The following is an 18,595-nucleotide window of genomic DNA, read 5'->3' as shown; positions in this document are numbered from 1 at the left end:
GGGCTATTTTGTATTGCTAGAATTATACTTTTTTTCAAAAAAACGCTTTGCTAGTCTAAGTCTGCATACAAAGCTTGTTTTAATTTCCACTATTATACTAATCATTTTTGCAAGTTTGATTGTATTTTTATTTGAATATCATAACCCAAAAAGCATAGGAGAATTTTCTCTTTTTGATAAAATTATGAGTGCATATTTTACAGCGGTAAATTACCGAACTGCAGGATTTAATACTCTTGATCTTAGCACCTTTAAGGATGCAAGCTTATTTTTTGGATCTTTGTTTATGATTGTAGGTGGTGCACCAGGTGGAACTGCAGGAGGCATTAAAGTAACTACTATTGCGGTACTATTAATTTATGCATATTGGAGTATCAAAGATAGTAATGCAAGAATTTTTAACTTTGAAATTCCAAGCGAAACTATTAATAAAGCTTTCATTATAGCAGTAAGTTCAATTGTTTATATCATCACTTGTGTGTTACTTTTATCTTTGATTGAAGATGATAAAAGTTTTTTACCTTTGCTTTTTGAAACAAGTTCAGCATTTGCCACAGTAGGTGTTTCAGTTGGCGATGGTGGGACCTTATCACTTAGTGCGCTTTTTAGCTCCGAAAGCAAACTTATTGTTATTTTACTAATGCTTAGCGGTAGAGTGGGTGTGCTTGCGTTTTTATTTAGTATATTTTTTAAAGAAAAAGAAAAATATTTAAATTATCCAAAAGGAAAAATCATACTATGAAAAAAGAAACTTATGGTATTATAGGACTTGGAAGATTTGGCTCTGTTTTAGCAAAAGAACTTATTGACCAAGGCAAAAGAGTTATTGTTTCAGATATTGATGAAGAAGCTGTTAAAGAGTTGCAAGATCATGCAGATTTTGCTTATATCTTAGATTCTACTCACACTATAGCTTTGAAAGAAGCGGGCTATTCAAATGCTGATGTTGTCATACTTAGTATAGGTGAAAATCTAGAATCAAGCATACTTACCTTCATGGCCTTAAAAGAAATAGGGGTAAAAAATATCATAGCTAAAGCAAATTCTTCTACACATGGACAAATTCTTTCAAAACTTGGGGTTAATAAAGTCATCTATCCTGAAAAAGAATCTGCAAAGCGTTTGGCTAAAATTCTTATCACTAATCCAAATTTTGAAATCATAGATCTTTCAGCCAACACCATAAAGGTAGCAAAACTTTTAATCGATGAGAATTTAGCGGGGAAAACTTTGCAATCTATTGGACAAAATTTAAAAGTCATTGCACACAAACAACATGATACTTGGAGCATTATGCCAAATCTAGAAAATACCGCTTATTTAAACGATATATTAATGCTACTTGGCACTCAAGAAGAACTTAATCAATATGATTATTGAAGATTTTAATGCTACTTTTACTTTGCACTATCAATATGATAAATCTAGAAAAGAAACTCTAGTGTACGGCTACACAGACCCGATCCATATCCTAGGTCACTAAATTTTTAATGTCCTTGTAAAATAAGGACATTACAATGAATTAAATATAATCAAAAACTATACTTATAAGTATTCTTGAAAGCTAATTTAGAAAATATAAAAAATAAATATAACATTAAAAAGATATTTTAAGTGGTGTCAAGGGGGAGACTTGAACTCCCGACCTCCGGCTTATGAGACCAGCGCTCTAGCCAGCTGAGCTACCCTGACATAAAAAGAAGTTAAAATTATACTTTATTTTGCTTAACATTTTATAAAATACTTATTTTATAAATTTTATATATTTTTTAACTTTTTTGTGCTAAAAATATGAAATTATATTTAAAAAGGATTTTAATGCAAATTAGCTCAAGTTATGGCGGTGCCTTTTATACGCAAAATCCTTATCAAAACAAAGACAAAGAACAAACAAAAGAAAATATTTCTGAAAAAGAAAACCCACAGCAAACAAAAGAAAATAAAAACGATCAAGAAAAAGATGAAAAAACTCAAAAAGTTAATGGTAAAGACTTAAGTAGTGAAGAAGTAAAACAGGTACGAGAGCTTGAAAAAATCGACAGAGAAGTAAGGGCTCATGAAGCAGCCCACCAAGCAGCAGGTGGAGCCTTAGCAGGAGCTGCAAGTTTTGGCTATACAAGAGGTCCTGATAATAAAATGTATGCAGTTGAAGGAGAAGTGCCTATAAGAATGCAAAAAGGCAATACTCCTGAAGAAACTATAGCCAATGCTATGCAAGTAATTGCTGCAGCTATGGCACCAGCTGATCCTAGCCCCCAAGATTATAAAGTAGCAGCTAATGCTATGCAAATGCAAAATGATGCGCGCACCGAACAAGCTAAAATAAAAGCAGAAGAATCAAAAGCTCAAAACGATAAAAATAAAGACGAAGACGATAAAAAAGCAAATCCAAATTCTAAAGCCATAAAATCATACACACAAAATTCATCACAAGATTACATAGGAAGTCAGTATAATAAAAGTGCATAGTGGCAGAGAGGAAGGGATTCGAACCCTCGGTGAGTTACCCCACACACGCGTTCCAGGCGTGCTCCTTCGACCACTCGGACACCTCTCTAAAAATGAAAATTATAACTTATTTTTTTAAATTTATACTAAAAAAGGGATTTTATGAAGCTTTTTTACTCTTGTTTTTATCTTTTTATTTTACTTTTTTTAAGTGCTTGTTCAAATCATGCTAATGTTAATTTATCTTATGAAAAAGCCTTTATAAACAAACAATGTGATGAAAATACTTTAACTTTAAAAAATGCAGACAAAGACACTATATACACAGGGTTAAATTTAGCCTCTTTAGCAAGAGTTTGTAAAGATTATGAAAAAAGTAATGCTTTTTTTGATAAAGCAGAAGAGGCTTACAAATATGATGTAGATTTACAAAACGGGCTTCAGAAAGCCACAAGAAATTTTAGCGAAATTTTACTTAATGACACCATCAATGATTATCAAGGTTATTTTTACGAAAGGATTATGCTAAATACCTACAAAGGTTTAAATTATATGAGCTTGGGAGATTTTAAAAATGCAAGAGTAGAGTTTAACAGAGCTTTATACAGACAAGATAGAATGAAAGAATATTTTTATGATTATATACAAAAAGCTCAAGAAGAATACCAAAAAGAGCTTCAAAAAGATAAAAAAACATATGCGAGTTTTAAGCAAAATTTAAACCCTATCTATAAGCAATATGACAATCTTCTTAGCACATTTAACGCAAATAAAAATTATACTAATATCTATGCTAGTTATCTTAGTGCTTTATTTTTCTTTTTTGATAAAGATTATATTAAAGCTTATGATCTTTTAAAAGAAGTAGCATTAAGCGATGTAAAAAACAAACAACTTCAAAAACAATTTCAAGTATTTGAAAAATTCACTCATTTAAAAACATCCTTCCCTCAACAAAAATATATTTTTATCATTTATGAAGATGGTTTTAGTGCTACAAAAGAAGAATTTGATCTTACCCTGCCATTTGTTTTTAATGATAATCTTGCAAATATTAGTGTAGCTTTTGCTTATTTAAAATCAAGAAATGCTTCTTATAAATTCTTGCAAAGTCAAGATGAAAAAACACAAAATTTAATTTATTTTGATGATATTATAGCAAGTGAATTTAAAACTCTTTTACCCTCTATGGTGATGAAAACCCTAGCCTCAAGCGCTCTTAAAACTTCAATTAATTTAGCCATAGCTAATAATGATTCTAGTGGCTTTTTATCATTTATTAGCACTGTTAGCACTGCTTTAATCAATAAAGCAGATCTTAGAATGTGGCAAGCTTTACCAAAAAGTGCTAGTATTTTAATGCTAAAAAATGAAGGTTTAGTTAAAATTTATAATGATAAAGAAAAAATAATCTTTGAAGATGAGCTGGAAAAAGATAAAAATTATATTGTGCTTATAAGATCTTTTGTGCCAAATTCAAATATTATTTACAAAATTAAAGAAAAATAAGGAGATAAAATGAAAAAAAGTTTATTTTTTATGGTTTTTGCGCTTTTGATTTTCAGCGCTTGTTCTTCACAACCAAAATATACTGATGGTAAAGCTTCGCAAAAAGTTCAAGGAAACGCACTTACTTTAGGACTTGATAGAGAAGATTTTGAAAAAACTGCTGAAGATATGATACAAAGCTTGCTTAGTGATCCTGCTTTTGCAAATTTAAATAGCTCTAATAGAAAAGTTATTGCCATAGGAAAAATCATCAATGACACCCCGCAAAGAATAGACACAGATAAACTCACTTCAAAAATTACCATAGCATTAAGAAAATCTGGTAAATTTATACTAACAACCGCTGTAGCAGCAGGTGGAGCAAAAGATAGTTTATCTCATGATGTAAGAGATTTAAGAGACAATGAAGAATTTAATCAAAATTCCATAGCCAAAAAAGGCACACTTTTGGCCCCAAATTTCTCACTTTCTGGTAAAATCAGACAAGATACTGTTAAACTTTATAATGGCAAAATCCAAACTGAATATTTTTTCCATTTAATTCTTACAGATTTAACTAGTGGTTTAGCTTTTTGGGAAGATGAAAAAACTATTGATAAAACAGGTAAAAGCAAGAGTGTAACATGGTAAAAAAACTACTAATTCTTTTTTTCGCTCTTGTTTATTTTTGTCAAGCACAAAGCGCTTTAAACAAAGAAAGTTATGGTGAGGGTTTTGGAAATACAAGAAGTGAAGCAATAAAAAATGCCATCAATGAAGCTCTTGGGAAAATGGAGGGCTTAAAACAAGTTAAGCTTAAAAAATTCGAATTTAGCTTTAATGGAAATTTCAATATAGGATATGATGAAGAAATAGACTTAGTTAGCAATGGAGTTTTTAATAGCTATGATATTAAATCTTTAACTCAAACAAATCAAAATGAATTCCATGCAAAAGTTGTAATTTACAAAAAACTTTATAGTGAAAAAAATCTTGAAGATAAAAGTTCGCTAATTATCATCAATAAAGTTAAAGATGAACTTTCGGCTAAATTTGAACAAGAGCTTTTAAGCGTTTTGCTCCAAAGTAAAAAATTTAGAATTTTAGATAGAGCAAATCTTGATCTTTATAATCAAGAAAAATCTTTACTTATAAAAAATGCAAGCGATGATGAACTTGTTAAGCTTTATAATGTTTTAGGGGCTGATTTTTTACTTATTTTAAATCCTAAAATAACACAAACACAAAATGAAATTAACACTCAAACTTATAATATTAACATTGATTATCGTTTGATAGAATTTGCTACAACTCAAATCAAAGCTTCCAATACCCTAGAATTTAAAATGAGTTCTACAAGCAAATCAAGCAAACAAAAAGCCCTTAGAGGTATAGCTACAAAAATTACCGAAGATATTTTTAAACATTCTAAAGACAATGACAAAGAAGAAGAAATAGAACATGGTTTGGATGCAAACTATCAAATCAACAATGAAGGTGGAGTTAATTTAGGTTTTTAAAATGCAAAAAGCATGGGATATTAATGCAAAATTTTGGGATATACAAATGGGAGATGATTCTAATGAATTTCATAAAAAAGTTGTGCGTCCTAAAGTTGAAGAATTGTTAAACATACAAGATGATGATTATATTCTAGATATTGCTTGTGGAAATGGAAATTTTTCCGCTTATATGTGCAAAAAATACAACATAAATGTTTATGCTTTTGATTATAGTGATCAAATGATAAAATTAGCAAAACAAAGATGGAAAAATTTTCTACATAAAATTCATTTTCAAACCATAGACGCTAGCGATGAATTGACTTTGCAAAATTTAGCTAAAAAACACACCTTTAGCAAAGCTGTTTCAAATATGGCTATCATGGATATGGAAAATATCCAGCCCTTATTTAAAAGTCTTTATTCTCTACTAAAAGAAAATGGAATTTTTGTTTTTGCTACTCAACATCCTTGTTTTGTAACATTAACTAAAAAATATCTTAGTCCGCATAATTATCTTGGGTATGCATTTGAAAAACAACCTGTAAAACATCACTACTACCACCGTTCTTTGGAAGAAATTTTCAACACTTGTTTTAAAAATGGTTTTATTATAGATGGATTTTTTGAAGAACCTTTTTTAGATGAAGAATTTCCTGAAATTATAATTGTCCGAGCAAGGAAAATCAGTTTTAAATTGCAAAAACTCACATCTTTTGCAAAGATCAGCTTTTAAAATTCCTTGCTTAAAGCCTTCTTTTAATTCTATATATAAAGACGAATTTAAAAGCTCGCTAAAATCTTTTTCAAAACAATTTCCAAGTTTTATATCCCCTTTAGTATCCAAACAACAAGGCACTAAAGTTCCATCGCTTAAAATAGCAATTTGTCCATTTAAAGCATGACAACACCCATTCTCCCTAATAACCTCATCTTTCAAAGAAGGCCATTTAAAAAGCCTAGCTTGGTGTAATATAACATGCCTTTCTAGGCGATTTTTAGTTTTTTGCTTTTGAATTTTTACTTTAAAATTTTGCTCTAAAAAATCATAAATTTTCTCATTTTCTAAAGGTGGGTTGAAATTTTTATCTAAATTCCAAAGTCTTAAATTGATAAAAGAATTGTTTTTATTTTCCAAGTGCAAAAAAATAAGTTTTAAAACAGGCTCAAAGTATTCTTTTAAACTCATTCTACTTTGAGATAAAAAAGCACCCAAAGAAATATTGATTTGTCGTATGTTTTTAGAATCTAAAACAAGTTTTATTTTCTCATCATCAAAATAAAACCCGCTTGTAGTAAGTTCTATTTGCATATTAAATTTAAAAGCTATTTTTAAATACTCTTTTAAATTTAAAATCCTTAAAGGATCTCCAAGCACATGAAAAGTAAAAAGCTTGGCATGACTATGCACACTTTTGCAAATTTTTTCAAAATTTTCAAGGCTCATTTGTTTTCTTTGCGCTTTTTGGCTAGGACAAAAATCACATTTTAATCCACAAATATCACTTAATTCTATATAAATTTTCTCAAAATGCATAATCACTCTTTTTAAAAAGCTCAAACGCCTTTAGGGTAAGTTTTGAAAGTGCAATATGTTCTAATTCTTTATAAGAAAATGCTTTTGCTTTTAAATCTTCAAAACCATCATCTTTTAAAAAATACACCTTGGCATTAATTTTATATTTGGTGTAAGAGTGTTTAAATTCACCTATGAATTTTGCATTTTTTTCTTTATTGTATTCTAAAAAATTATACATATTAAAATATAGCTTTTCTTTGCTTTTGATAAGCAAAAACTGCTCATTTTTTTGCACTATGAGTATATTTAAAATAATATTTTCATATTGAGTTTTTTTAGATACATGAAATTTTTCATATTCATTTTTTCCACTACAAAAACTCTCTATGGGGCAAAGCTTGCATTTTGCATTTTTAGGTAAACAAATCAAAGCCCCTATATCCAACAAAGCTTGATTATGATCAAATGCATTATCATAGTTTAAAAACTCTTTTGCTTTTTGCGTTAAAAGTTTAGAGTTTGGATTTTGCAAACTATAAAATCTACTCAAAACTCTTTTAATATTTGCATCCACAAAAGCTTTAGCTTGTAAAAAACCAAAACAAGCTATAGCACCAGCTGTATATTCTCCAATACCAGGAAGTTTTTGAAGCTCTTTAATGTCAAATGGTAATTTTGCATTAAATTCTTGCACACAAATTTTTGCACATTTATGTATATTCCTAGCTCTAGTATAATACCCAAGTCCTTGCCAAGCTTTTAAAACCTCATCTTCGCTTGCCATAGAAAGTGCTTTTAAAGAAGGAAATTTAGCTAAAAACTGAAAATAATAATTTTGCAAAACACTCTTTACTTGAGTTTGTTGTAACATAATCTCGCTAATATAAACAGCATAAGCATTGTCAATATTTTTTAGCTTTTTTAAATCATCCTCGCTACCATATTTTCTATATTCTTTATGCAAAATACGCCAAGGAAGGTTTTTTCTACCATTCTCGTTATACCATTTTAAAATACTTTCATGAATTTTTCGCATTAAAACTTTCTTTGTTTTTAAAAATTATACAATCTATTCTTAAAAGCTTTATGTTAAAATTAAAAAAATATTTTTAAAAAGGAGTAAAAATGAAAAGTTTTTTAAAAGGTTTGGGATTAGGATTACTTTGTTTGGTATTGTTTGTACTAGGAGTAGTTTTTAATACTGAATTTTTAGGTTTAAAAAATCATAATAAACAAAATGTAGAATTTTCAAGAAATATAGAAGTATCAAATGAAATCATGCCAAATGTTTTTAATGCTGTTTTAAATTTTAGTGCGAGCGAAGAACTTAGTAAAAAAACTATCATCTCTAGTGATGAAAAAAATCATATTGCTAAAACTTTCAAAGAAATTTCAGATCGTATCACCAAAGAAGACTATTGTAAAGGTGGGAGTTATACTTTAGAGCCAAGTTATAATTATTATCAAGGAGTAAAAACACTTAATGGGTATAGATTGTATTCTAATTTCACTTGTCAAATCCCACAAAATAAAAATAAAGACTATGAAAATCTTATAAAGGATATAGAAAATATCAGCAATACCAATACTTTAATTTCTTTTAATACCAAAGCCTTGCAAGCAGGATTTGACGAAGCAACCTTAGAAGCAAACAAAGAAGATTTATACGATCTTGCGTTTAAAAAAGCTTTTGAAAAAGCTCAATATTATTCTAAAACTTTAACAAAAACTTGCATAGTAAAAAATGTTCATTTTGATAGTTGTAATATCAAATACAATTCTCCAAGTTTAGCAGCTAGTGCAGATAGTGTAGTGCTTCCTGTTATTAAAAATGAAAAGCAAAGCTTAAAAGCTAATGTGCTTTTTGTTTGTCAATAAATTTTATTTTGGCTTTATCTTGGGTTTTTATAATTTCTCATCATTAATTTAAAGGAGAAAAAATGAAAAAAATTATAGGTTTATTTATTATGGGTTCTTTAGCAGCCTCTTTAGCATTTAGTGCTGATTTTTCCAAAAAAAGCAATGATGAAATTTTAAATCTTGCAAAAAGCGTAAAAGCACAAGATCAAGCTGACTTAATTATAGAAATGAAAAAGAGAATGAATGAGATGAAATACAAAGACGCAAAAGTTTTTCATCAACAATTTAAAAGTAACTTACGCGAAAACATCTCTAAACTTTCTCCTCAAGAAAGAAGTCAAAGAAAGGCTATCGTTCAAGAAGATATGCAAAAACTAACCGATGAAATGAGTGGCAAAGAAATACGAGATTTAAATTTACATCATTATAACAAAAATGAACACAAAACCCATAAAATGAATCATCAAGGGCATGGTGCAAATCATGGAAATTGCTCAATGAGATAAAATGGCAGCAAAAATTCTACTCTTAGAAGATGATTTAAGCTTAAATGAAATCATCAATGAAGCCTTAAGCGATGAAGGTTTTAAAGTCTCTTGTGTATATGATGCACAAGAGGCACTAGAAAAAGCTTATGAAGAAAATTTTGATCTTTGGATTTTTGATGTTAAAGTTCCAAAAGGCAATGGTTTTGAAGTATTAAAGGAATTAAGAGAAAGTGCTAAAAACACTCCTGCTATATTTTTAACTTCTTTATCCATGCTTGATGATGTAAAACAAGGATTTTTATCAGGTTGTGATGATTATATTAAAAAGCCTTTTGATGTTGATGAGTTAATTATCCGTGTAAAAAATATCATTAAAAGAAATTTTAGTCATCAAAAAGAAGACTTAATCTTACTTAGCTCTTCAAAAAATATTTCTTTTGATCCTATCAATAAAACCCTTTATCAAAATGAAGAAATTATCAACCTAACTAATAAAGAAAAAGAACTCCTAGCTTTACTTTTAAAAAAACGCCCTCATTTTGTAAATATAGAAACTATTTTTGACGAAATTTGGAGTTTAGATGAAGAGCCTGTGATTATGAGCCTTAGGGTGTATATCAAAAATTTAAGAAAAATTCTTGGTAAAGACCTTATCATCAATCAAAGAAATATAGGCTATGCCATTAGGCTAGAAAATGAAAAGTGAAAACTTTAATAATACCATTTTTAAAATTCTAGCCCTTTATATCATCACAAGTGGCATATTTTTAACGATTTTTTTTATTACTTTTTATCAAAAAGAAGCAAATTATATACGACTAAATCAAATCACACACTCATACACTCACTATAATTATATTTTACAAAATATCATTGAAGCAAGACACGATAAAAATTTATTAAACAAAAATGATTTTTCTTATATTTCTAAAAAAATAAATACTCAATTTGCTATTGTTGCAAACAATCAAATCATTTTTAGTAATTTAACTTTTGATGCTTTAAAAATATTAACACAGCTTAAAGAAAACAACTTTATTTACAACGAAAACAAAAGATTATTCATAGATTTTTCAAGGATTAGAAATCTTAATACTTATATAGATACGAGTAATTTAAAAAAGCCAAAACACCATTCTCATTTTTTGAGACATAAAAATATCCATATCATTATAGAAACAGAAGATCTTGGCTTTAAAAAAGAACAATACCGCAAAGATAACTACAATAATTTAGATATTAACGATTATGCTAATGAACTTTGGAAACTAAAATTAAAAACTATTTTTTATACACTTATATGTATTTTACTACTTGCTATAATTGCTTATATACTCATCTTGCTTGTTTTTAAAAATATCAAAGAACAATTTAAAACACTCAATGATTTTATTAAAGATACCACGCATGAAATTAACACACCTTTGAGCGTGATTTTAGCTAGTATTAAAAAATTTGATGATACAAATTTAAATCCAAATAACACTAAAAAACTAAATCATATCAAACTAGCAAGTAAAAATTTAAATCATATCTATCAAAACCTCATAGCCTTAAATTTTTTCTTACAAAAAGAAAATACAAAAGAAGATATAAATTTAAAAGAGCTTTTAGAGCAAAGATTAGAATATTTTGACACTTTAATCTCTCAAAAAAATCTCATCATTGAAAAAGAGCTTTTAGAGCAAAATTTCTATGCAAATAAAGAAGAAATGCAAATTTTACTTGACAATCTTTTAAGCAATGCCATAAAATACACCAATACTAATAAAAAAATCTTTATTTGTTTAAAAGAAAAAACACTTAGTATTAAAGATGAAGGTCAAGGTATGAGCGCTAAAGAAATTACTCAAATTTTTACACGCTACAAACGCTTTAATCAAGACCAAGGTGGTTTTGGCATAGGCTTAAATTTAGTCAAACAAATAGCCGATAAAAACAATATCAACATAAAAGTTTTGAGTAAAAAAGATAAAGGAAGTGAATTTATACTTTCTTGGTAGGGATAAAAATGGAAATTTGCTTAGAAAAAATTAAAATAGATAACGCTTGGAAAGAATTTTTAAAAGAAGAGTTTTTAAAGCCTTATTTTTTAGAAATAAAAACTCATTATATCAATGCTTTAAATGAAAGAAAAACTATATATCCACCCGCGAATTTAATCTTTAATGCTTTTAATCTAACCCCTTTACAAGATTTAAAAATCATACTTTTAGGACAAGATCCTTACCATAACCCTCATCAAGCCATGGGTTTGAGCTTTAGCGTGCCAATGGGTGTTAAAATTCCCCCATCTTTGCTTAATATCTATAAAGAATTGCAAGATGATTTAAACATTCCTATAGCAAAACATGGTGATTTAAGTAAATGGGCTAAACAAGGAATTTTACTTTTAAATTCTATTTTAAGTGTAGAAGCAAATAAACCTGCCTCACATGCACATTTTGGTTGGCAAAAATTTACCGATGCGGTTATATCAAAACTTAGCAATGAAAAAGAAGGATTGATATTTTTACTTTGGGGAAATTATGCTAAAAATAAAAAAAATTTAATCAACCCTCAAAAACACTTTATCCTAGAAGCAGCACATCCTTCGCCTTTAGCGAGAAATGCTTTTTTAGGTTGCAAGCATTTTTCAAAAAGTAATGAAATTTTATCAAAACTTGGTAAAAGTCTTATTGATTGGAATTTAAACCCTTAATTTACTTAAAACTTATATACTTTCAAAAATTTTCAAAAAAAGGAATACAATGACTTGTCCAGTTTGTGTAAATACTGACTTATTGATGAGCGAAAGAAATGGAGTTGAAATTGATTATTGTCCAAAATGCCGTGGTGTTTGGCTTGATCGTGGTGAGCTTGATAAAATCATAGAAAGAAATTCTTCTCAAAGTACGCAACAACCTCAACAACAAAATTATAACCAACAAGCAAACTACCATCATAATAACGGCTATAAATACAAGAAAAAAGAAAGTTGGCTTGGGGAATTATTTGACTTTTAAGCCCAAAGGCTTAAAAGTTTTTATATTTTTACTTTAATTAAAGTATTTTCTGCCATTTTTGGCACCCATAAATACTCACCATCAAAAAACATATCTGCAGGACCTTTTATAGAAGCCAAATCAAGTTTTATTTCTTTATTATCTTTTAGAGTATAAATATATCCTTGAAGATTTTTACCCCAACTTGACACTAAAAGATTTTTATTTTTATCATACACAATGCCATCAAATTGTTCTATTTTTTTGCTTAATTCTTGAATTTTCTTTGAATTTAAATCAATACTAATGATTTTCCCGCCTGCTTTATCACTTGGATCATAACCTGCTACAAATAAAGTATTTTTATCTATTAACAATCCATTTGGGCCACCATATTTTGAATCTAAATGGATAAAGTTTTCATATTTTTTATCCTTTAAAAATACTTTGTGGATATATCCTGTACCTGTGTCACTAACTAATAATGTGTCATTATTTAACACAGCAATATCATTTAAAAATACCGCATTTTTTATAGGAAGTTTGAAAATTTCTTTTTTATTTTTTATATCAAAGCCATATAAAATATCAATATCAACCACATATAAAACATCACCTATTTTAGACATACCTTTTGGAGCATTAAGACCTTTTATAAATTCTAATTCCAAAATTTTTCCATCTTTATCTAATTTTGAAATAAAACCATCATTGTCTTTATTTAATGGAGTTAGCTCTTTTCCTACATTAGATACATAAACTGCATTTTTATCTACATATACACTTTCAGGATGTGCAAAACCTTTAAATTCTTGAACCTCTAAAGCATTTGCACTGCAAAATGCAAATAAGGCCAAAGTTAAAATACTTTTTTTCATAATTGTTACCTTTCTTAAATTTTATTAACAAATTCTAATAAAAAACCAAAATAAAATCTATCATTTTTAAGATAAAAAATATAAGTTTTTTGACTTTTGTTCTTGTTTTGGGGTAATGCCATATCTTTTTTTATATCTTGCTATAAACCAAGCAGGAGAATTAAATCCAAGTTCATAACAAATTTGAGTGATATTTTTTGTAGAAAATTCAAGTAAAAATTTAGCTCTTTCAAAACGCTTGTTATCAAGCCATTCTTTAGGAGTAATACCAAAACTTTGTTTAAAATTACGACTAAAACTTGCTATATCCATTTTACTAAATTTGGCCATAGAAGCTACACTTTCAAAGTCATTTTGACAATATGCAAACATCTTATAAAGCTCTAATTTAAAACCACTTAAAATGGCTTTTAAAAAAGCTAAAAACTCTGCATTATCTTCACTATATAATAAAGACAAAAATAATTCTTCAAATTTTAATCTAAGCAGATATTCATTTTTCTCATTAAATTCATTTATACAAGGTAAGAAAGACTCGAAAATACCTTTAGTTATCAGATTAGTTTTTAAACTAAATAAACTTTTAGCATATTTTGGAGAATCTAATTTACAAATTAATTCTTGATATTTAAAAATAAGTTCTATTAAAATACTTTCCTTAAAACACAAAATAATAGATTCATATATATTTTCATCATTTAAATAATCTCTAATAGAAAAAGAATTTTTTGTAAAAAACACAAGCTCATCTTTTTTTACATTAAACTGATTATCCATAGTATAAATACTTTTAGAACCTTTTAAAATAAATACTAAAGCATAATCTTTAAATACAACTTCTTGATTTTTATCATTTGAAAAATCTTTTTGATACCAACATAAAGAAAAAAAAGTATTTTTCAAAACATTTTGACTGATTTTTTCAAGATCTTTTGGAAAAATTAACATATATACCTTTTTATAAGTTTTTTGATTATTTATATAATACAATAAAAAATATTTTTTATTAAGAATTTATGTTACAATATAATTAATTTCAATTAAAAAAGGAGAAAAAATGAAAAAAATCATTCTAGGTTCTTTACTAGCATCAAGCTTTTTATTTGGAGCAAATTTAGAAAATTTTAATCCAAAAGCACAAAAAGATCATTTAGTTATCAAAATGGAAATTCTTGATAAAAAAGCTAATAAAGATGCAGGCGAAGTTGTAGCAGTACAAACTCCTTATGGGGTAGCATTTTATCCAAATCTTAAAGGTTTAGAAAGTGGAATTCATGGCTTTCATGTTCATGCAAATGCTGATTGTGGAGCAACTGATAAAGGTTTAGGTATGAAAGCAGGTGGACACTGGGATCCTGAAAAAACAGATGCTCACTCAAGCCCATGGGATGATAAAGGTCACAAAGGGGATTTACCACCACTTTATGTAGAAAAAGATGGTAAAGCAACTAACCCTGTATTAGCACCAAAAATCAAAACTCTTGATGAGCTTAAAAATCATGCTCTAATGATACATTTTGGAGGAGACAATCACAGCGATCATCCTGCAGCACTTGGCGGTGGCGGTGCTAGAATGGCATGTGGTGTTATAAAATAAAAATCTAAAGGCTTTTTAGCCTTTAGTGTTATTTAAAAAGCTTAGTAAAATCAAAATCACCCATAAAATCATGGCTTGATCCGCCAAAACTTTGACTAGGACTATAAGTAGCAATAGCCACTGCAAGCTCACTAAGCATAGAAGCTATTTCTTCTCTTTTATCGACTATATAAGCTTTCATACCTTCATAATCACTAGTTTCTAAAATTTTTAAAGGATTATAAATTTCAAAAGCAAATGCCTTTGAACCAACATTTACATTATAATTATTATCAAATAAAGCATTACCTAAAAATGAGCAATTATCTACTATTTTCAAACTTTCACTAGCAATTAAAACTTTATCTTGCACATCTTCATAGTTTTTATCTTCTAGAAGTTTTGAAATTTTTTTCAATGAGGAATCTAAAATTTGCAAAGCACCTATAAAGTCATTAGCATCAGTAATATCTTCACTAAATTTTTGCGTTTGATGTTTTAAATTTGCACCATCTATACTTGAACCTACTTGTCCTAAATGTTTTTGTAAGATTTCTAATTCATCTCTCATAATACACCTTCCTTGTTATTGCTATAACAAGAAAAGCATTTTTTATTCCAAATTTTGATCTACCCAAACTCTAAAATCTTTAGCAAAAAGCAAAAAAACCTCATCATAGTTTTGGATTAAAATTTGAGGATTATTATCATTTAATTCTTTTTCATAGTAAAAGTACCTACTCGCTATAAGTTTTTTAGTGTTTATTTGCACTAAATTTAAATTAATACCAAACTTTATTTTAGAATGCAACTCATCATTAAAATCTTGCTCTAAAATATCCACTTTACTTTCTAAAACATAATCAGCACTAGCTAGACTATCTTGATTTAAAACTGCTTTAAATACCCCTAAATCTTGCAAATGAAATTCCAAAAAAGATTTTATCATTAAAGCAGGATTTTCTTTCCAAAAATGATAAGCATAGGTATTGATAGTATAATCTTTTTTATAAAAAATTTCATTAGTATAAGCTAAGCCTTTAGGTAAGGAAACTATAATAGTTGCATTTTTTTTATTTTGACTTTGCTCTAGCTTTTCTAAATTAATACTAAAATATTTATTTGCAGGTAAAGTTTGACTTGGATTAATCAAAGAGCAAGCGCTAAAAAAAATAGCTATTAAACTAATATATAAATATCTCATTTTATTCTCCTGGAGCATATTGAGTAGCCTTATCTTTATAAATTATATCTGAAGGATTTTGCTTTAAAATATTTAATAATTGCGTAAAATCTAAAAACAAAACTCTTAAAATATCCAAATTTTCATTTAAGAGCATTCTACTTTTATTAAGCTCATTAAGTTGGCCATTAGCATTGTTTAAAAAATTTGAAAATTCATCTGCACTTTTGCCAAGTTTAGAGCTTGTTTTATTTAAATTTGCTAAAAATGCTGGTACATTAGCATTTAAATGTGCAGAAAATTCTGATGAATTTTGCAAAATTTGCTCTATGTTTTTTAAATTTTTATCACTTAAGAGTTTTTCTAATTTTATTTTTGAACTTGTGATTAGTTCTAATAAATTTGAAGTTTGCTTATCTATGCTTGCAAAAAAACTTTCTTTTGATTTTATAATAGGATAAACATCATCGCCTGCTCTCAAAACACTAGCTTCCTCACTACCTCCTGCAAGCTGAATAAATTTAAATCCTGTTATGCCTTGAATTTGCAAACTTGCATAAGTATCTGTTTTAACAACCAAACTAGAATCAAGCTTAACTAAAATTTTTACTCTTAGTTGCTTACTTGAGCTATCTATGCTGATATTTTCAACACTTCCAACATCTACTCCTAAAAATTTAACTGGAGCTTTTACACTAAGTCCTGCAACTGATTCTTCCATATAAATTTCATAATATTTGAATGATTTTTCATCTTTTAAATTTCCATACCACACTATAAAAAACAAACTGATAAAAAATAACACACAAACAAAAATTCCAATCAAAATATAATTTGCTTTGTTTTCCATTATTGCATAAACCTCTCATAAAGTCTTGGATTTTGCTCTTGCAAAGCCTCGACATTTCCTAAAAAACCAACTTTTTTTTCTTCTATAATCAAAAAGCGGTTTAAAACATTTTTCATACTCTCTTTATCATGAGTAATTAAGACTACACATAATTTAAAGCTTTGTTTTAAACTCAAAAGCAACTCATCAAATTCTCTTGAGCTATAAGGATCAAGCCCTGAAGTTGGCTCATCTAAAAAAAGTAATTTAGAATCAAGCGCCAAAGCTCTAGCTATGGCCACTCTTTTTTTCATACCCCCACTTAACTCACTTGGATAAAGCTTAGCCACGCTCTCATCAAGCCCTACCATTTTAAGCTTCATCATAGCTATTTCTTTAATGTCGTTTTTGTTAAGTTTTGTGTATTCAACCAAAGGTATGCTAATGTTTTCAAGTATATTAAAAAAGCTAAATAATGCTCCATATTGAAAAACAACACCCCATTGTTTTTGCAAAAACAAAGCATCTTCATCGCTTATATTTTTTAATTTCTTGCCTAGAATTTCATACTCACCCTTATCAAAATGCTCAAGCATTAACATTTGTCTTAAAAGTACAGATTTGCCGCTACCACTACCACCTAAAATACCAAAAATTTCATTATCTTGCACTTCAAAGCTAATATCTTCATGTACACATTTACTTCCAAAATAAGTGCTGATATTTTTAGCCTTTATAATCAAAATCCAGCCTTTGTCAAAAATACAGAGAAAATCGCATCAAAAGCTATTACCCAAAAAATAGCATTTACCACACTTTTTGTCGTATAAACACCTATGCTTTCGGTAGTTTTTTGCACAAAAAATCCTCTAAAACAAGCAATAGAAGCAATCAAAAATCCAAAAATAGGTGCTTTTATAAGTCCTATGATAATATGTTTTAGCTCCACTGCTTCTTTAAAACGACTCATAAACTCACTCGCACTAATTTCTAAACTAAACCAAGCAACTACAATTCCACCTATAATACTTAAAATATCAGCTACTATTACTACCAAAGGCATAGCAAGTGCTAAAGCTAAAACTCTAGGCAAAATGATAAATTCACTTTCTTTAAAACCCATAGTTTTCATCGCATCAATTTCATCAGTAAGTTTCATTACTCCAATTTGAGCTGTATAAGAACTTGCACTCCTGCCTGCAATAACAATAGCACTAATTAATGGTGCAAGCTCTCTAGTGGCAGAAATTCCCATTAAATCGACAATATAAATATTAGCTCCAAATTGTGCAAGTTGATACGCAGCTTGATAAGCAAGCACTACACCCACAAGCAATGAAGTTAGCATAATAATAGGTAAAGCATTAATAGCGCTATTTTCTACATGATATAAAAATGCCTTAAAGCGAAGTTTTTTAGGGTTTAAAAGTGTTTTAAAACAAGTATAAATAATAAGTCCTATGAAATTTAAAAACTGCACTAAAATTGTAAAAGAATTTGCAACTTTCTTTCCTAAATTTTCAAAAAAATCTTTGATTGTTTTTTTATCTTCATAAGAATCACAAAAGCTTTTGTAGTGTTTTTGACAAAGTTCAAAAAGCTTAGCATGCTCGCTTTTAAGATTTATCCTACTAAGCTCAAAACCTTTTTGCTTAAATTCATTTTCTAAAGCTAGAAAATACCTAATCCCAGCAGTATCTATAAAATCTAAATTTGCAAAATCAAAAATAATATTTTTTTGAGTAGGAAAATCTAATTTTTCCAATTTTCCTACGCTTGTTTTATCCCATATACCAAAGACGCTAAAAATGCATTCTTGATTTTTAACATCTTTGATTAT

Annotated in this window: 23 protein-coding genes and 2 tRNA genes; 14 read left to right on the top strand and 11 right to left on the bottom strand. The window is 28.2% G+C overall.

The genetic code is table 11. From position 1 onward, the window contains the following. Both L8W64_RS07400 and L8W64_RS07395 read left to right on the top strand, forming a co-directional pair. Positions 1-742 (top strand): potassium transporter TrkG (locus L8W64_RS07400; protein WP_318529431.1); only part of this gene is annotated, 742 nt, incomplete at its 5' end. Next, the gene (locus L8W64_RS07395) at positions 739-1,380 is read left to right on the top strand and encodes a potassium channel family protein (RefSeq protein ID WP_133319183.1); all 642 of its coding nucleotides are present in this window, start codon (positions 739-741) and stop codon (positions 1,378-1,380) included. The genes L8W64_RS07400 and L8W64_RS07395, both read left to right, overlap by 4 nt. Positions 1,381-1,615: 235 nt before the next feature. On the opposite strand, the gene L8W64_RS07390 is transcribed toward L8W64_RS07395, so the two are convergent. Then, positions 1,616-1,692 (bottom strand) — tRNA-Met (locus tag L8W64_RS07390). Between the two features lie 126 nt (positions 1,693-1,818). On the opposite strand from L8W64_RS07390, the gene L8W64_RS07385 reads away from it, so the two are divergent. Then, complete coding sequence (locus L8W64_RS07385; RefSeq protein ID WP_220567041.1) at positions 1,819-2,469, top strand: putative metalloprotease CJM1_0395 family protein; 651 nt, start codon at positions 1,819-1,821, stop codon at positions 2,467-2,469. Here L8W64_RS07385 and L8W64_RS07380 read toward each other — a convergent pair. Next, a tRNA-Ser gene (locus L8W64_RS07380) sits at positions 2,470-2,557 on the bottom strand. It lies immediately after the preceding gene. A gap of 53 nt (positions 2,558-2,610) precedes the next feature. Here L8W64_RS07380 and L8W64_RS07375 point away from each other — a divergent pair. From L8W64_RS07375 to L8W64_RS07360, 4 genes are read left to right on the top strand one after another with little or no spacing between them, the layout of a single operon-like run. Next, the gene (locus tag L8W64_RS07375; protein ID WP_263659144.1) at positions 2,611-3,957 is read left to right on the top strand and encodes a hypothetical protein; all 1,347 of its coding nucleotides are present in this window, start codon (positions 2,611-2,613) and stop codon (positions 3,955-3,957) included. Between the two features lie 9 nt (positions 3,958-3,966). Continuing rightward, positions 3,967-4,587, top strand: coding sequence for a penicillin-binding protein activator LpoB (gene lpoB / locus L8W64_RS07370; protein WP_133319180.1), 621 nt, complete (start codon positions 3,967-3,969; stop codon positions 4,585-4,587). Then, positions 4,581-5,456, top strand: coding sequence for a CsgG/HfaB family protein (locus L8W64_RS07365; RefSeq protein WP_243705634.1), 876 nt, complete (start codon positions 4,581-4,583; stop codon positions 5,454-5,456). The genes lpoB and L8W64_RS07365 overlap by 7 nt, the downstream gene beginning before the upstream one ends. Before the next feature lies 1 nt (position 5,457). Then, positions 5,458-6,174: a class I SAM-dependent methyltransferase gene (locus L8W64_RS07360; RefSeq protein ID WP_263673326.1), complete on the top strand. Its 717-nt coding sequence runs from the start codon at positions 5,458-5,460 to the stop codon at positions 6,172-6,174. Here the strand turns inward: L8W64_RS07360 and L8W64_RS07355 are convergent. Both L8W64_RS07355 and mutY read right to left on the bottom strand, forming a co-directional pair. Continuing rightward, positions 6,079-6,975, bottom strand: coding sequence for a radical SAM/SPASM domain-containing protein (locus L8W64_RS07355; RefSeq protein ID WP_263673324.1), 897 nt, complete (start codon positions 6,973-6,975; stop codon positions 6,079-6,081). The genes L8W64_RS07360 and L8W64_RS07355 overlap by 96 nt on opposite strands. Then, the gene (gene mutY / locus L8W64_RS07350; RefSeq protein WP_263673322.1) at positions 6,965-7,993 is read right to left on the bottom strand and encodes an A/G-specific adenine glycosylase; all 1,029 of its coding nucleotides are present in this window, start codon (positions 7,991-7,993) and stop codon (positions 6,965-6,967) included. The genes L8W64_RS07355 and mutY overlap by 11 nt, the downstream gene beginning before the upstream one ends. A gap of 89 nt (positions 7,994-8,082) precedes the next feature. Here mutY and L8W64_RS07345 point away from each other — a divergent pair, with 89 nt between their 5' ends. The 6 genes from L8W64_RS07345 to L8W64_RS07320 all read left to right on the top strand — a co-directional run bounded on the left by L8W64_RS07345 (position 8,083) and on the right by L8W64_RS07320 (position 12,310). After that, entirely contained in the window at positions 8,083-8,835 is a 753-nt protein-coding gene (locus L8W64_RS07345) for an SIMPL domain-containing protein (protein WP_263671445.1), read from the top strand. Positions 8,836-8,897: 62 nt separating this feature from the next. Then, complete coding sequence (locus L8W64_RS07340) at positions 8,898-9,323, top strand: DUF1104 domain-containing protein (protein ID WP_133319176.1); 426 nt, start codon at positions 8,898-8,900, stop codon at positions 9,321-9,323. Position 9,324: 1 nt separating this feature from the next. Continuing rightward, entirely contained in the window at positions 9,325-10,011 is a 687-nt protein-coding gene (locus tag L8W64_RS07335; RefSeq protein ID WP_263661454.1) for a response regulator transcription factor, read from the top strand. After that, positions 10,001-11,308 (top strand): sensor histidine kinase, encoded by a 1,308-nt coding sequence (locus tag L8W64_RS07330; protein ID WP_263673320.1) that lies wholly within the window; start codon positions 10,001-10,003, stop codon positions 11,306-11,308. The genes L8W64_RS07335 and L8W64_RS07330 overlap by 11 nt, the downstream gene beginning before the upstream one ends. Before the next feature lie 8 nt (positions 11,309-11,316). After that, positions 11,317-12,006, top strand: a complete 690-nt coding sequence (gene ung, locus L8W64_RS07325) for a uracil-DNA glycosylase (protein WP_220567033.1) — start codon at positions 11,317-11,319, stop codon at positions 12,004-12,006. 49 nt (positions 12,007-12,055) lie between these two features. After that, the gene (locus tag L8W64_RS07320) at positions 12,056-12,310 is read left to right on the top strand and encodes a zf-TFIIB domain-containing protein (protein ID WP_133319172.1); all 255 of its coding nucleotides are present in this window, start codon (positions 12,056-12,058) and stop codon (positions 12,308-12,310) included. Between the two features lie 20 nt (positions 12,311-12,330). Here L8W64_RS07320 and L8W64_RS07315 read toward each other — a convergent pair whose 3' ends face one another. Both L8W64_RS07315 and L8W64_RS07310 read right to left on the bottom strand, forming a co-directional pair. Then, positions 12,331-13,167, bottom strand: coding sequence for an ATP-binding protein (locus L8W64_RS07315; RefSeq protein WP_133319171.1), 837 nt, complete (start codon positions 13,165-13,167; stop codon positions 12,331-12,333). Between the two features lie 66 nt (positions 13,168-13,233). Beyond that, a complete protein-coding gene (locus L8W64_RS07310; protein WP_133319170.1) occupies positions 13,234-14,115 on the bottom strand; it encodes a helix-turn-helix domain-containing protein in 882 nt (293 codons plus the stop codon). Between the two features lie 109 nt (positions 14,116-14,224). Here L8W64_RS07310 and L8W64_RS07305 point away from each other — a divergent pair, with 109 nt between their 5' ends. Further along, on the top strand, positions 14,225-14,764 hold the full coding sequence (locus L8W64_RS07305) for a superoxide dismutase family protein (protein ID WP_133319169.1): 540 nt from the start codon (positions 14,225-14,227) through the stop codon (positions 14,762-14,764). A 28-nt stretch (positions 14,765-14,792) separates the two neighbouring features. On the opposite strand, the gene L8W64_RS07300 is transcribed toward L8W64_RS07305, so the two are convergent. Genes L8W64_RS07300 through L8W64_RS07280 form a run of 5 tightly spaced genes read right to left on the bottom strand, consistent with a single transcriptional unit; the run spans position 14,793 to position 18,595 of the window. Continuing rightward, positions 14,793-15,314: a flagellar FLiS export co-chaperone gene (locus L8W64_RS07300; protein ID WP_133319168.1), complete on the bottom strand. Its 522-nt coding sequence runs from the start codon at positions 15,312-15,314 to the stop codon at positions 14,793-14,795. 42 nt (positions 15,315-15,356) lie between these two features. Continuing rightward, entirely contained in the window at positions 15,357-15,947 is a 591-nt protein-coding gene (locus L8W64_RS07295; protein ID WP_263673318.1) for a hypothetical protein, read from the bottom strand. Between the two features lies 1 nt (position 15,948). Continuing rightward, positions 15,949-16,776, bottom strand: coding sequence for an MlaD family protein (locus L8W64_RS07290; RefSeq protein WP_133319166.1), 828 nt, complete (start codon positions 16,774-16,776; stop codon positions 15,949-15,951). Next, positions 16,776-17,498: an ABC transporter ATP-binding protein gene (locus tag L8W64_RS07285; RefSeq protein WP_263673316.1), complete on the bottom strand. Its 723-nt coding sequence runs from the start codon at positions 17,496-17,498 to the stop codon at positions 16,776-16,778. Before L8W64_RS07285 ends, L8W64_RS07290 begins: the two co-directional genes overlap by 1 nt. Next, positions 17,495-18,595 (bottom strand): MlaE family lipid ABC transporter permease subunit, encoded by a 1,101-nt coding sequence (locus L8W64_RS07280; RefSeq protein WP_393921358.1) that lies wholly within the window; start codon positions 18,593-18,595, stop codon positions 17,495-17,497. The genes L8W64_RS07285 and L8W64_RS07280 overlap by 4 nt, the downstream gene beginning before the upstream one ends.

Origin of the sequence: Campylobacter sp. IFREMER_LSEM_CL1097, assembly GCF_025772225.1 — a bacterium.
Classification (GTDB): domain Bacteria; phylum Campylobacterota; class Campylobacteria; order Campylobacterales; family Campylobacteraceae; genus Campylobacter_D; species Campylobacter_D lari_D.
Note: the sequence above shows the minus strand (reverse complement) of the source record. Positions and strands in the feature narration are given on the sequence as shown.

Coding starts and splice junctions, on each gene's coding strand:
- L8W64_RS07355 (WP_263673324.1), bottom strand. CDS start 6,975: ATGCATTTTGAGAAAATTTATATAGAATTAAGTGATATTTGTGGATTA.
- L8W64_RS07330 (WP_263673320.1), top strand. CDS start 10,001: ATGAAAAGTGAAAACTTTAATAATACCATTTTTAAAATTCTAGCCCTT.
- L8W64_RS07290 (WP_133319166.1), bottom strand. CDS start 16,776: ATGGAAAACAAAGCAAATTATATTTTGATTGGAATTTTTGTTTGTGTG.
- L8W64_RS07295 (WP_263673318.1), bottom strand. CDS start 15,947: ATGAGATATTTATATATTAGTTTAATAGCTATTTTTTTTAGCGCTTGC.
- mutY (WP_263673322.1), bottom strand. CDS start 7,993: ATGCGAAAAATTCATGAAAGTATTTTAAAATGGTATAACGAGAATGGT.
- L8W64_RS07335 (WP_263661454.1), top strand. CDS start 9,325: ATGGCAGCAAAAATTCTACTCTTAGAAGATGATTTAAGCTTAAATGAA.
- L8W64_RS07360 (WP_263673326.1), top strand. CDS start 5,458: ATGCAAAAAGCATGGGATATTAATGCAAAATTTTGGGATATACAAATG.
- lpoB (WP_133319180.1), top strand. CDS start 3,967: ATGAAAAAAAGTTTATTTTTTATGGTTTTTGCGCTTTTGATTTTCAGC.
- L8W64_RS07340 (WP_133319176.1), top strand. CDS start 8,898: ATGAAAAAAATTATAGGTTTATTTATTATGGGTTCTTTAGCAGCCTCT.
- L8W64_RS07300 (WP_133319168.1), bottom strand. CDS start 15,314: ATGAGAGATGAATTAGAAATCTTACAAAAACATTTAGGACAAGTAGGT.
- L8W64_RS07310 (WP_133319170.1), bottom strand. CDS start 14,115: ATGTTAATTTTTCCAAAAGATCTTGAAAAAATCAGTCAAAATGTTTTG.
- L8W64_RS07315 (WP_133319171.1), bottom strand. CDS start 13,167: ATGAAAAAAAGTATTTTAACTTTGGCCTTATTTGCATTTTGCAGTGCA.
- ung (WP_220567033.1), top strand. CDS start 11,317: ATGGAAATTTGCTTAGAAAAAATTAAAATAGATAACGCTTGGAAAGAA.
- L8W64_RS07365 (WP_243705634.1), top strand. CDS start 4,581: ATGGTAAAAAAACTACTAATTCTTTTTTTCGCTCTTGTTTATTTTTGT.
- L8W64_RS07305 (WP_133319169.1), top strand. CDS start 14,225: ATGAAAAAAATCATTCTAGGTTCTTTACTAGCATCAAGCTTTTTATTT.
- L8W64_RS07375 (WP_263659144.1), top strand. CDS start 2,611: ATGAAGCTTTTTTACTCTTGTTTTTATCTTTTTATTTTACTTTTTTTA.
- L8W64_RS07395 (WP_133319183.1), top strand. CDS start 739: ATGAAAAAAGAAACTTATGGTATTATAGGACTTGGAAGATTTGGCTCT.
- L8W64_RS07345 (WP_263671445.1), top strand. CDS start 8,083: ATGAAAAGTTTTTTAAAAGGTTTGGGATTAGGATTACTTTGTTTGGTA.
- L8W64_RS07385 (WP_220567041.1), top strand. CDS start 1,819: ATGCAAATTAGCTCAAGTTATGGCGGTGCCTTTTATACGCAAAATCCT.
- L8W64_RS07320 (WP_133319172.1), top strand. CDS start 12,056: ATGACTTGTCCAGTTTGTGTAAATACTGACTTATTGATGAGCGAAAGA.